The sequence below is a fragment of the Paenibacillus sp. 2TAF8 genome (genome assembly GCF_052114825.1).
In the GTDB taxonomy this organism is placed as follows: domain Bacteria; phylum Bacillota; class Bacilli; order Paenibacillales; family Paenibacillaceae; genus Paenibacillus.
Map to the genome: position 1 here is coordinate 42,689 of NZ_JBFRFN010000013.1, position 12,468 is coordinate 55,156.

Consider the following 12,468-nt stretch of genomic DNA (forward strand, 5'->3'; position numbering starts at 1 on the left):
TTCTATATATGGTGTGATAGCTGTTGTTCCTCATGTTAACGTGTGAGGGTTGTGAAAATTGGCGCGTACAAACGCCTGCTACCCTTTCGAAATAAGCAATCGAAACACTTGCATCTCGCGTCAGTTTTAGGTAGAATAAACGTGGGACCTAAAAAGTTAACCCGGGACATTTTAAGGCCATGAAGAAAGCTTGGAACATGAAGCTTGCGGGAGTGGAAAGCATGCGAACGATCTTGGAAGTGCAAAAGCAGCTTCTGCCCGATCTCATGGATGTCTTGAAGAAACGCTATACGATTCTGCACCAGATCATGTTATCGGATGTGATTGGACGGAGAACGTTAGCCAATTCCATGCAGATGACCGAGCGGGTTCTGAGAGCTGAGACCGATCTGTTAAAGGCTCAGGGACTTATCGAAATTGACAGTGCAGGGATGAAGATCAGTGAGGCGGGGTACAATTTGCTGCAGCAATTAGAACCTGTCGCGAAAGAGCTGTTTGGATTATCCGAACTGGAAGAGCGAATCAAGCAAGCCTACGGTCTGCAAAAAGTAGTTGTGGTTCCTGGTGATTCGGATGTATCTCCTTACGCCAAAAGGGAACTTGGAAGAGCTGGAGCGAAAGCTCTCAGCAGTATCATGAATGACAACGACGTTGTCGCTGTAACAGGCGGATCAACAACGGCCGAAGTCGCAGAACAACTCACACCACCAACTTCAATGAAGGGTGTCTGGTTTGTACCGGCACGCGGCGGGTTGGGAGAGAGCCTGGAAATTCAGGCAAATACGATTGCATCCACGATGGCAAAACGGACAGGGGCTCAATACAAACTCCTGCATGTACCGGATTTGCTTAGTGACCATGCCTATGAATCGCTGATCCAGGACCCGGGTGTTCAGGAGATTTTACAGCTGATCAGGCAATCACGCATCGTTATCCATGGCATTGGTGATGCTGTGGAGATGGCGAAGAGACGCAAGCTTGCACCGGAGATCATCGACGAACTTCAGGAGCAAGGGGCTGTATCGGAGTCTTTCGGGTATTACTTCAATGGTCAGGGTGAGGTGGTACATACCATGCTTACACTGGGTATGCGGCTTCAGGATATTGAACGCACCGATGTTGTCATTGGTATTGCGGGCGGCAAAAGCAAGGCAGCTGCCATTCATTCCGTGCTGCGGTTCGGGCAGGAAGATATTCTGATTATTGATGAGGCTGCGGCCGAAGTCATCGTTGCAGAAATGGAATAACATCGTTACCAGAGATGAAATGGTTTAATTTTCAACACAACTCTTGTTGTCTTGACGGACTTCACCGTCTGTCTTGAATATATAGTTTCATAAAATTAATCAAAACTTGGGAGGAACTTACTCATGATTAAAGTAGGTATTAACGGTTTTGGACGTATTGGACGCTTGGCATTCCGCCGTATTCAAAATGTAGAGGGCATTGAAGTTGTAGCAATCAACGACTTGACTGACGCTAAAATGCTGGCTCATTTGCTCAAATATGATACAACTCAAGGTCGCTTCGATGGCGATGTTGAAGTACACGATGGTTTCTTCAAAGTAAACGGCAAAGAAGTTAAAGTACTTGCTAACCGTAACCCTGAAGAACTGCCTTGGGGAGACCTGGGTGTAGACATCGTTCTGGAATGTACTGGTTTCTTCACAACTAAAGAAGCTGCTGAGAAACACTTGAAAGGTGGAGCTAAGAAAGTTGTTATCTCCGCACCAGCTACTGGCGACATGAAAACCATCGTTTACAACGTAAACCATGAAATTCTCGACGGTACTGAAACTGTAATCTCCGGCGCATCTTGCACAACAAACTGCCTGGCACCTATGGCAAAAACACTGCAAGACAAATTCGGAATCGTTCAAGGTTTGATGACTACAATTCAMGCTTACACTGGCGACCAAAACACGTTGGATGCTCCACACCCTAAAGGTGACTTCCGTCGTGCTCGCGCAGCAGCTGAAAACATCATCCCTAACACGACTGGTGCTGCTAAAGCAATCGGTCTGGTTATCCCTGAACTGCAAGGTAAATTGGATGGTGCAGCTCAACGTGTACCAGTAGCTACTGGTTCCCTGACTGAGCTTGTAACTGTTCTGGGCAAAAAAGTTACTGCTGAAGAAGTTAACGCAGTAATGAAAGAAGCTTCCGATCCACAAACTTTCGGATACACTGAAGACGAAATCGTATCTTCCGATATCCAAGGAATCACTTTCGGTTCCCTGTTTGATGCAACTCAAACTAAAGTTCTGACTGTTGGCGACCAACAACTGGTTAAAACTGTAGCTTGGTATGACAATGAGATGTCCTACACAGCTCAATTGGTTCGCACATTGGAGCACTTTGCAAAAATGATCAAGTAATATCTGTAATAACATAGAGCGGAAACAGATTGTTATTGTTTCCGCTCTTTATATATGGATATTTAGTAAATTTCTCATGAACACCAGGACTGACAAGGGATTTAGCTCTTGAAAGGTTCACCAAATACATGGGTGCGGAGGAAATAGAGATGAACAAAAAAAGTGTACGTGATATCGAATTGAATGGTAAACGGGTATTCGTCCGTGTAGATTTCAATGTGCCGCTCGAAGATGGTAAAATTACAGATGACAAACGTATTCGTGCAACACTGCCTACGATCAACTTCCTGATCGAAAAAGGTGCAAAAGTGATCTTGGCGAGCCACATGGGACGTCCAAAAGGCGAAGTTGTAGAATCCATGCGTTTGACGCCAGCAGCTGAGCGTTTGTCTGAATTGCTGGGTAAACCGGTTACTAAAGCGGATGATTCCGTTGGCGAAGCGGTTAAAGCTCAAATCGCGGCAATGAACGATGGCGACGTATTGTTGCTTGAGAACGTTCGTTTCCACGCAGGCGAAGAGAAAAACGATCCGGAACTGGCAAAACAATTTGCTGAACTGGCTGACGTATTCGTTAACGATGCGTTTGGTGCAGCTCACAGAGCACATGCTTCGACGGAAGGAATCGCTCACTTGCTTCCAGCAGTGTCCGGTTTGTTGATGGAAAAAGAGCTTGATGTGTTGGGTAAAGCGATCTCCAACCCTGAGCGTCCTTTCACAGCAATCATCGGTGGTTCCAAAGTAAAAGACAAGATCGATGTGATCGACAACCTGCTCAACATTGCAGACAACGTAATCATCGGTGGTGGTTTGTCTTACACATTCATGAAGGCTCAAGGCCATGAAGTAGGTCAATCCTTGCTGGATGAGTCCAAATTGGATGTAGCACTTGGCTTTATCGAAAAAGCAAAAAAACTGGGCAAAAACTTCTACCTGCCAGTGGATATCGTAATCTCTGACGACTTTAGTGCGAACGCAAACACGAAAATCGTTGAAGTTGGCGACATTCCTGCAGATTGGGAAGGTATCGACATCGGTCCTAAAACACGTGAGATCTACGCTGACGTAGTTAAAAACTCCAAACTGGTTGTATGGAACGGACCAATGGGCGTATTCGAAATCGAGCCATTCTCCCACGGTACTCGTGCAGTAGCAGAAGCTTGCGCTACAACATCTGCTTACACCGTAATCGGGGGCGGCGACTCTGCAGCAGCAGCTGAGAAGTTCAAATTGGCTGACAAAATGGACCACATCTCTACAGGTGGTGGCGCATCGCTCGAGTTCATGGAAGGCAAAGTGCTTCCAGGCGTAGTTGCATTGAACGATAAGTAAGCTTTAAGCTATAGCATGAAGGAGTTGAAACCAATGAGAACACCAATTATCGCGGGTAACTGGAAAATGTTCAAAACGGTTTCCGAATCCAATGACTTCATTCAGGAAGTTAAAGGAAAAGCGGAAGTCGCAGGCGTAGAAACAGTAATCTGTGCACCTTTTACAAACCTGCCATCCCTGGTAGAAGCTGTGAAAGGCACTAACATCAAAATCGGCGCACAAAATCTTCACTTCGAAGACAACGGTGCATTCACTGGTGAAATCAGCGGTATCATGCTGAAAGAACTGGGTGTAGATTACGTGATTATCGGTCACTCGGAGCGCCGTCAATATTTTGCGGAAACCGATGAGACTGTCAATAAAAAGTTGCATGCAGCATTCCGTCATGGATTGACTCCAATCTTCTGCCTCGGTGAAACGCTTGAAGAGCGCGAAGCGAACCAAACAAAAGACGTATGCAAAGTGCAAACCGAAGCGGCATTTGCAGGTCTGTCTGCAGAGCAAGCGGCACAAGTCGTTATCGCTTATGAGCCAATCTGGGCGATTGGTACAGGTAAATCCTCCACATCCCAAGATGCGAATGAAGTTATTGCTTACATCCGTACATTGGTGAAGGATCTGTACAACGAGCAGGTTGCAGATGCAGTTCGTATTCAATACGGCGGCAGCGTGAAACCGGAAAACGTAACAGAATACCTCGGACAAAGCGACATCGACGGCGCACTTGTTGGCGGTGCCAGCTTGCAGCCGGCTTCGTTCATCGCGCTTGTTGAGGGGGCGAAGTAAGATGACAGCTCCAAAACCTGTAGCATTGATCATTATGGATGGCTTCGGTCTGCGTAACACGGTGGAAGGCAATGCGGTAGCGCAAGCCAAAAAACCAAACTATGACCGTTATATGAGCCAGTTCCCACATACAACTCTGACTGCGTGCGGTGAGGCTGTAGGTTTGCCGGAAGGCCAAATGGGGAACTCCGAGGTAGGTCACCTGAACATTGGTGCCGGCCGGATCGTATACCAGGATTTGACCCGTATCTCCAAATCGATTCGCGATGGCGAGTTCTATGACAATGAAACTCTTGTCAAAGCGGTACGTGAAGCGAAACAGAACGGTAAAAAGCTTCATCTCTACGGCTTGTTGTCCGATGGTGGCGTACATAGTCACATCGACCACTTGTTCGCGATGCTGGATCTGGCCAAAAAAGAAGAAATGAACGAAGTATATATTCATGCCTTCCTAGATGGCCGTGACGTTATGCCGGACAGTGGTAAAGACTTCATGCAGAAACTGATCGCTAAGATTGATGAAGTGGGTGTAGGTAAAATCGCAACGGTTCAAGGCCGCTACTATGCTATGGACCGTGACAAACGTTGGGAGCGTGTGGAGAAATCCTACCGCGCTATCGTTTACGGTGATGGACCGAAATACACTGATCCACTCAAAGCGGTTGAAGAATCGTATGAGAAATCCGTATTTGACGAGTTCGTTGAACCAACAGTTATCGTTCAAGCGGATGGTGAGCCGGTAGGTCTGGTAGAGAGTGGCGATTCCGTCATCTTCCTGAACTTCCGTCCTGACCGTGCAATCCAGTTGTCGCAAGTATTCACGAACTCCGATTTCCGTGGTTTCGATCGTGGACCGAAGTTCCCAGTGGGCTTGCACTTCGTGTGCCTGACGTTGTTCAGCGAAACAGTTGAAGGTTATGTGGCTTACTCGCCTAAAAACCTTGATAATACGCTGGGTGAAGTGCTGGTACAGAATAACAAAAAACAACTGCGTATTGCAGAAACTGAGAAATACCCGCACGTAACCTTCTTCTTCAGCGGCGGCCGTGATGTAGAGCTTCCGGGCGAAACTCGCGTACTGATCAACTCTCCTAAGGTAGCAACGTATGACCTGCAACCAGAGATGAGCGCTTATGAAGTAGCTGATGCAGCAGTCCGTGAGATTGAAGCGGATAAACATGACGCAATTATCCTGAACTTTGCTAACCCTGACATGGTTGGTCACTCCGGCATGCTGGAGCCAACGATCAAAGCGGTTGAAGTGACGGACGAGTGCATGGGTCGCGTTGTAGACGCGGTACTTGCCAAAGGCGGCGTGGTGCTGATCACTGCGGATCACGGTAACGCGGATATGGTGTTTGATGAGCAAGGACGTCCGTTTACGGCTCATACGACGAACCCGGTTCCATTTATCGTGACTGATCCAAATGTAACGTTGCGTGAAGGTGGAATTTTGGCCGATATCGCGCCAACCATTCTTGACCTGATGCAATTGCCACAACCGGCAGAAATGACAGGTACATCCGTTATTGCTACCCGCAAATAATTCGTTTTAATAGGTTGTCGAATAAGACAGAGTGGAACCTGGAACGAAGCGGGCAGAACCAATCTGAAGAAGCGTTAGCGTTCGCCTTTATCACAGGATTCCACCTTATGAAAATAAGTTCAAAGGAATCCGGGGATAACAGCGATCGGAAGATGGTACTGCGTGCGGAGTGGCTTGGTGAAACTCACCTATTCTGAACGTATTAAAAATAAATTCAAATTAAAAGGAGATTATCACTCATGACTATTATTTCTGACGTGTACGCTCGCGAAGTCCTCGACTCCCGCGGTAACCCTACAGTTGAAGTTGAAGTATACCTGGAGTCCGGCGCAATCGGACGCGCAATCGTTCCATCTGGTGCATCCACTGGTGCCCACGAAGCCGTTGAGCTTCGCGATGGTGACAAATCCCGTTACCTCGGTAAAGGCGTTCTGCAAGCTGTTAAAAACGTAAATGAAATCATCGCTCCAGAAGTAATCGGTATGGATGCTTTGGATCAACTGGGTATCGACAAATTGATGATCGCTTTGGATGGTACGCCAAACAAAGGTAAATTGGGTGCAAACGCAATCCTGGCAGTATCCATGGCTGTAGCTCGCGCTGCTGCTGATGCTCTGGAATTGCCACTGTATGTTTACCTGGGTGGATTCAACGCGAAAGCATTGCCAGTACCAATGATGAACATCATCAACGGTGGTGAGCACGCGGACAACAACATCGACGTACAAGAGTTCATGGTATTGCCAGTTGGCGCACCAAGCTTCAAAGAAGCTCTTCGCGTAGGCGCAGAAATCTTCCACAACCTGAAATCTGTACTGAGCTCCAAAGGTTTGAACACAGCTGTAGGTGACGAAGGTGGTTTCGCACCAAACCTGGGTTCTAACGAAGAAGCAATCACTACAATCATCGAAGCAATCGAAAAAGCAGGTTACAAACCAGGTGTTGACGTATTCCTGGGTATGGACGTTGCTTCCACTGAGTTCTACAAAGATGGTAAATACACTTTGGCTGGTGAAGGTAAATCTTACACTTCCGCTGAGTATGTTGACCTTCTGGCTTCATGGGTTGAGAAATACCCAATCATCACTATTGAAGACGGTATGTCCGAAGATGACTGGGATGGTTGGAAATTGCTCACTGAAAAATTGGGTGACAAAGTACAACTCGTTGGTGACGACTTGTTCGTAACGAACACTGAGCGTCTTGCTAGAGGTATCGAGCAAGGTATCGGTAACTCCATCCTGATCAAAGTAAACCAAATCGGTACATTGACTGAAACATTCGATGCAATCGAAATGGCTAAACGTGCAGGATACACAGCTGTTATCTCCCACCGTTCCGGTGAGTCCGAAGACAGCACAATCGCTGACATCGCTGTTGCAACAAATGCGGGTCAAATCAAAACGGGTGCTCCTTCCCGTACAGACCGTATCGCAAAATACAACCAATTGCTTCGCATTGAAGATCAATTGGATGAGCTTGCTCAATACAATGGTCTTAAAGGATTCTACAACCTCAAAAAATAAGCTGTGTACACAGCTTTTCGGGCAAGCCGGATAACCGGCTTGTCTTTTTTATGATCATATAGGGTGCTGAAGAGTTTGGATGTAGTAGCTATATGAATACTTGGTGTCCAATTTTGAAATTTAAGGGAAATAGGGTGTGTTGTACTACTTGTATCACGCCTATAGCTATGCTACAATTAAAGTAACTGTTTTTATGGTCAGATGTGATGCCCACATGGGTAGGAGGTGGAAAGAATGGATATTGCTTTGAAATTGCTGCTCGTTGTTTTCTCGATCGGTCTAATCACTGTAGTATTGCTGCAGCACGGGAAAAGCGCTGGTTTGGCGGGTGCCATCTCCGGTGGTGCGGAACATCTTTTCGGTAAAACGAAAGCGCGCGGATTGGATCTTTTCTTGCAACGTGCAACGGTGGTACTGGGTGCAGGATTTATGATCTTGGCTGTTATTGTTACGATCGTTTCGAAGTAACTTGCAGTTAAGTTACAGCAAGAAACCGAATAGCTGAAGCCAATGGCTTAACGGATAAACCTTCGTTTCGTGCAGAAACGGAGGTTTTTTAATAGAATTTTATTCATCCAAAGTTTACCAGTATATTGCTATATAGCCATCAAATCCTTCTTGAAATCGAGGGATACTGCATTTTGCATGTAACTTCTGTTCAATTCCCCCTTACTGTTTTAGAGACCCATTTCAGGCAGGTATGCCACGGCGAGATATAAAATTCCTGTGATTAATATTTCAAACGTATAGATAAGATTTGTGGTGCAACTTATTTTCTAAATGCTAATTTAAATCAGGTCGGGCATATCACATACTGCATAAACTGTTTGAAGGAGCAGACTCAAACGGCTAACTTGGAACGTTAAGAGACCAAGGGTCTTTTTTGGGTAGCTACGGATGGGCTGGATTGAATTCGTGTATACTAGGGTATGAGATAGTAAGGGCGCGGGTAACCATCGCATTTTACTACATGGTCACTACAACGTACCTGTATGAATAGGGCACAAATTCCGATACATAAAGAGAAAAGATCAGACTATACTCTTACGTTTCCCGAGGTGAAAACTAATGATAACTGAACAACAATTGCTTGACTTCATGCGGGAGACCGCTTATAAACCGATGACCTATCAGGAGTTGGAACAGCACTTTCAGATTGAGGATGCTGCTGATTTCAGAGCCTTTTTGATTATGTTAAATACGTTGGAGGAATCCGGAAAAATTTTACTGACCAGTAACAATCGTTATGGTATGCCGGAACGCATGAATCTGGTGCGAGGACGCCTGCAGGCGCATGCGAAGGGTTTTGCCTTTTTGATTCCTGAAGATCGGGAGCACCCGGATGTATACATCCATGCAAATGATATGAAAAGTGCAATGAATGGTGATATTGTACTCGTTAAAGTAACGTCCCAAGGGCCATCTGGCGGTCGCCTAGAAGGTGAGATTGTACGGATTGTGACGCGTGCAATCACACAGATTGTGGGTGTTTTTCAGAGCCACGAAGTGTATGGATTTGTTATACCGGATGACAAACGGATCAATCGTGATATTTTCATTCCGCGTACGAATTTTGCAGGTGCAGTGGATGGGCAGAAGGTGGTTGCCAAGATTGTCAGTTACCCTGAGGGCCGTGCAGCAGCTGAGGGTGAAATTATTGAGATTTTGGGTCACAAGGATGAGCCAGGTATTGATATTTTATCGGTCATTCGCAAGCACCAGTTGCCTGAAGCCTTCCCGGATGAAGTGATGCAAGAAGCAGAAAAAGCACCGGATTCCATCACAGATGAAGAGATTATTCAACAGGGACGTCGCGACTTGCGTGGTCTGAACATCGTTACGATTGATGGTGAGGATGCGAAAGACCTGGATGATGCGGTTAACGTGGAAAAACTGCCAAACGGCAACTACCGTCTGGGTGTTCATATTGCCGATGTAGGCTACTATGTACGCGAGAATTCCAAACTGGATCAGGAAGCGTATAACCGTGGATGCAGTGTGTATCTCGTTGACCGGGTTATTCCGATGTTGCCGCAACGTCTGTCGAACGGAATCTGTAGTTTGCACCCACAGGTGGATCGTCTGACGTTGTCTTGTGAGATGGAATTTAACGACCAGATGAAGGTCGTGAAACATGACATTTTCACAAGTGTCATTAAGACGAAGGAGCGTATGACTTATACTAACGTACGCAAAATCCTTGAAGGTGAAGAGCCAGAGCTGCTTGAGCGTTATAAAGATCTCGTGGATGACTTCCACTTGATGAAAGAGATTGCTTTGAAGCTGCGTGCGATGCGGATGCGCCGTGGGGCGGTGGACTTTGATTTTGAAGAATCCAAGATCATCGTGGATGAGAACTGCAAGCCGGTCGATATCGTGAAACGGGAGCGCTCCATTGCGGAGCAAATCATTGAGGAATTCATGCTCGCGGCCAATGAGACGGTAGCGGAGCATTTCCACTGGCTCAAAGTGCCGTTCATCTATCGTGTGCATGAGGACCCGGATCAGGAAAAACTGCAAAATTTCCTCGCCTTTGCGGCGAATTTTGGACACCAAGTCAAAGGACGTGGCAACGCCATTCATCCAAGAGCGCTTCAATCGCTGCTGGAGGATATTAACGGTACGAAAGAACAGACGGTTATCAGCACGATGATGTTACGCTCCATGAAACAGGCGAAATATGACTCGGAGATGTCCGGTCACTTTGGTCTGGCTGCAGAATTCTATAGTCATTTTACATCGCCGATTCGTCGTTATCCCGATCTGGTTATTCACCGGGTCATTCGTGAAGTGATTGAGAACAAAGGAGCATTACCTGAGAACCGTCAGGAGTACTTGGCAAGCCGGATGTCAGATATAGCGCAGCAGTCTTCGGAACGTGAGCGTGTGGCAGTAGAGGCTGAGCGGGATACGGAAAAAATGAAAAAAGCCGAGTACATGCTCGACAAGGTCGGCGAAGAGTTCGAAGGCATGATCAGCAGTGTAACCAGCTTTGGCATGTTCATTGAGCTGGAAAACACAGTGGAAGGTTTGATTCGTCTCAGCGCACTAACGGATGACTATTATCATTTTGACGATCAGCATATGGCATTGATTGGGGAGCGTACTTCGAAGGTGTTCCGTATCGGTGACGAAGTGAAAATTCGTGTGGCACGTGTGAGCATGGAAGAGTATACGATTGATTTTGAGATGGTCGATATGAAACCTCGTAGAGAACGTGATGGCGGCTTCGACCGTGGTAGTCGCGGTAGTAAAGGTGGTCGTCCTGCAAGCGGCGGCGGACGAAGCGGAGCTAAAGGTGGCTTCGGTGGAGGCCGCGGCGGCAAAGGCGGCAGCGCTGGTGCAGGCGGTAAACGTGATCGAAGTGGCCGACCGGCAGAGGAGAGTGGAAAAGGTGCTCGGGGTGGGCTTGGCAGAGCGTCCAATGCCGGAGCAAATGCAGGCTCATCAGCGGGTGGATTTGCTGGTAAAGGCAGCGGCAGACCGAAAGGTGAGCGCCGTGCGAGTGAAGCTGGATCGGGTGCTTCAAGCAGCCGTGGCAAAGGGGCAGTAAGCTTTGGTTTTGGCTCGGGTAAAGGCGGATATAACTCAGCCCCAGCGGGTCAGGATAGTGGATCAGGTGAACGTAGCCAAGGAAGTAGCCTGAACGACAGCAGCCGCGGAGAAGGAAGCTTCAAATCTGGCAAGGGTGGCAGCGGTAAAGGTGGCAAAGGCGGAGGTAAGCGTAAGAATACATCGCCTAGCGGTATCTTCATCGGGGGAAATGCTACACCGGGTGGCGCCCAAGAAGGTGGAGCACCACGTCGCAAGCGCAAGAAAAACAAAGGCGGAGCTGGGAGCGGCACAGCAGCTTTTGTTCGGAAGAAAAAGAAGTGAGTGAGAAGCCAGGAGGGGCGGCTGAGGTCGCCTCTTTCTTGATTTTAACAGCCGTCCTTGCTACAATTAAGGTCTGGCACAGGTTTTTTGGTGCAACATGAATGCTATGCTGATTCAGCGTGGTACGGGTTTATTTTACGAAGAAGGAGTGAGGACATGGGCAAGAATGATGGGCAGAGTAAAGTGCTTGCACAAAACAAAAAGGCTTCCCATGACTACTTCATTGAAGATACGTATGAAGCGGGCATGGTGCTGACCGGCACGGAGATCAAGTCGATTCGTAATGGCCGTGCGAACATTGGAGATTCATTTGCAACGATTCGTAACGGTGAGATTCATATTCACAATATGCATATTAGTCCTTTTGAACAAGGAAATCGGCATAATCCGCTCGATCCAACACGCACACGTAAATTGTTAATGCATAAGGTGCAAATTCATAAACTACTTGGGTTGTCCAAGCAGGATGGATACAGCATTGTGCCGCTGAAGATCTATATCCGCAATGGCTATGCGAAGCTGTTGCTCGGCTTGGGTAAAGGTAAGAAGCAGTATGATAAACGTGACACTGCCGCGAAGCGGGATGCTCAACGTGATATTCAACGTGCACTACGCGAGAAGCAGAAGGTTGCGCGTTAAGAGGGAATTACGTTTCGCTAACGTTCATTTGCGTTCATTCGCAATGGTGTAGGGATGAAAGCTGCTTACGGCCCAGCTCGTCGATGGCGGAGTATATTGAAAGAGTCCTCGCAGTTTGCCTATGTATGGGTGAGCGTGAGGCTTTTTTATTATGTAGGTTGCGTAAGTTTGCTTAAGGATGGGTAAATTAATAAAACCAACGGTTGCGAAGAGGAATGGGAATGTACGCAATTTATGTGTGATTGTTACAAAGGCCTATAGATTGTATCGTTGCAGCTCAACTTTTGCCTGACCATCTCTTCTTGAAAAGGATGCTTAGACCGTGGTGTCACATTCTATAAGAGGTGATGTGCAGCCAGAGTAAACTTTACTTCCGATGATTCACG

9 protein-coding genes are annotated in these 12,468 nt (G+C 47.1%); all 9 read left to right on the plus strand.

Annotated features, from left to right (window positions below):
* The first annotated feature begins 221 nt into the window (after nt 1-221).
* Nucleotides 222-1,247 (plus strand): sugar-binding transcriptional regulator, encoded by a 1,026-nt coding sequence (locus AB4Z30_RS19200; protein ID WP_429351808.1) that lies wholly within the window; start codon nt 222-224, stop codon nt 1,245-1,247.
* Nucleotides 1,248-1,370: 123 nt separating this feature from the next.
* Nucleotides 1,371-2,378 (plus strand): type I glyceraldehyde-3-phosphate dehydrogenase, encoded by a 1,008-nt coding sequence (gene gap, locus AB4Z30_RS19205; protein WP_441929105.1) that lies wholly within the window; start codon nt 1,371-1,373, stop codon nt 2,376-2,378.
* Nucleotides 2,379-2,527: 149 nt separating this feature from the next.
* Complete coding sequence (locus tag AB4Z30_RS19210) at nt 2,528-3,709, plus strand: phosphoglycerate kinase (protein ID WP_441929106.1); 1,182 nt, start codon at nt 2,528-2,530, stop codon at nt 3,707-3,709.
* A 33-nt stretch (nt 3,710-3,742) separates the two neighbouring features.
* A complete protein-coding gene (tpiA, locus tag AB4Z30_RS19215) occupies nt 3,743-4,495 on the plus strand; it encodes a triose-phosphate isomerase (protein ID WP_221790108.1) in 753 nt (250 codons plus the stop codon).
* A 1-nt stretch (nt 4,496) separates the two neighbouring features.
* Nucleotides 4,497-6,041, plus strand: coding sequence for a 2,3-bisphosphoglycerate-independent phosphoglycerate mutase (gpmI, locus tag AB4Z30_RS19220; RefSeq protein WP_441929107.1), 1,545 nt, complete (start codon nt 4,497-4,499; stop codon nt 6,039-6,041).
* 239 nt (nt 6,042-6,280) lie between these two features.
* Nucleotides 6,281-7,567 carry a phosphopyruvate hydratase gene (gene eno, locus AB4Z30_RS19225; protein ID WP_123066178.1) on the plus strand — a complete coding sequence of 429 codons (1,287 nt, stop codon included), beginning with the start codon at nt 6,281-6,283 and terminating at the stop codon, nt 7,565-7,567.
* Between the two features lie 234 nt (nt 7,568-7,801).
* Complete coding sequence (secG, locus tag AB4Z30_RS19230) at nt 7,802-8,035, plus strand: preprotein translocase subunit SecG (protein WP_090924801.1); 234 nt, start codon at nt 7,802-7,804, stop codon at nt 8,033-8,035.
* Nucleotides 8,036-8,635: 600 nt separating this feature from the next.
* On the plus strand, nt 8,636-11,443 hold the full coding sequence (gene rnr / locus AB4Z30_RS19235; RefSeq protein ID WP_441929108.1) for a ribonuclease R: 2,808 nt from the start codon (nt 8,636-8,638) through the stop codon (nt 11,441-11,443).
* A 156-nt stretch (nt 11,444-11,599) separates the two neighbouring features.
* On the plus strand, nt 11,600-12,082 hold the full coding sequence (gene smpB, locus AB4Z30_RS19240) for an SsrA-binding protein SmpB (protein ID WP_434748503.1): 483 nt from the start codon (nt 11,600-11,602) through the stop codon (nt 12,080-12,082).
* Nucleotides 12,083-12,468 lie beyond the last annotated feature (386 nt).

Bases quoted from the DNA above. Each gene is read 5' to 3' on its own strand.
- AB4Z30_RS19210 (WP_441929106.1), top strand. From the start codon at position 2,528: ATGAACAAAAAAAGTGTACGTGATATCGAATTGAATGGTAAACGGGTA.
- secG (WP_090924801.1), top strand. From the start codon at position 7,802: ATGGATATTGCTTTGAAATTGCTGCTCGTTGTTTTCTCGATCGGTCTA.
- smpB (WP_434748503.1), top strand. From the start codon at position 11,600: ATGGGCAAGAATGATGGGCAGAGTAAAGTGCTTGCACAAAACAAAAAG.
- tpiA (WP_221790108.1), top strand. From the start codon at position 3,743: ATGAGAACACCAATTATCGCGGGTAACTGGAAAATGTTCAAAACGGTT.
- rnr (WP_441929108.1), top strand. From the start codon at position 8,636: ATGATAACTGAACAACAATTGCTTGACTTCATGCGGGAGACCGCTTAT.
- AB4Z30_RS19200 (WP_429351808.1), top strand. From the start codon at position 222: ATGCGAACGATCTTGGAAGTGCAAAAGCAGCTTCTGCCCGATCTCATG.
- gpmI (WP_441929107.1), top strand. From the start codon at position 4,497: ATGACAGCTCCAAAACCTGTAGCATTGATCATTATGGATGGCTTCGGT.
- eno (WP_123066178.1), top strand. From the start codon at position 6,281: ATGACTATTATTTCTGACGTGTACGCTCGCGAAGTCCTCGACTCCCGC.